At 62.6% G+C, this 350-nt stretch carries 1 protein-coding gene; it reads right to left on the bottom strand.

Translation table 11 applies throughout. The features are described 5' to 3' along the window. Positions 1–350, bottom strand: a 350-nt coding sequence (locus HW466_RS32175; protein ID WP_279610406.1) for a hypothetical protein, incomplete at both ends; no start/stop codon positions are given.

Genomic DNA, 350 nt, shown 5'->3' on the forward strand with positions numbered 1-350 from the left:
TCGACGGGCCTGAGCTCGACCAATAGTTCGGTCGCTTCGCTGTCGACTTCGACGTCGACGGGCCTCGCGTCGGCTAACAGCTCGATCGCGTCGCTCTCCACGTCGACTTCGACCGGCATCAACTCGCTGTCGACGGGCCTCAGCTCGACCAACAGCTCGGTGACTTCGCTGTCTTCGTCCACGTCGACCGGCCTGTCGTCGGCTAACAGCTCGATCTCGTCGCTGTCCACGTCGACTTCGACCGGCATCAACTCACTGTCGACGGGCCTCAGCTCGACCAATAGCACGGTGACTTCGCTGTCGACCTCGACGTCGACCGGTCTCTCGTCGGCTAACAGCTCGATCTCGTC

Origin of the sequence: Burkholderia territorii (assembly GCF_902833055.1) — a bacterium.
In the GTDB taxonomy this organism is placed as follows: Bacteria; Pseudomonadota; Gammaproteobacteria; order Burkholderiales; family Burkholderiaceae; genus Burkholderia; species Burkholderia territorii.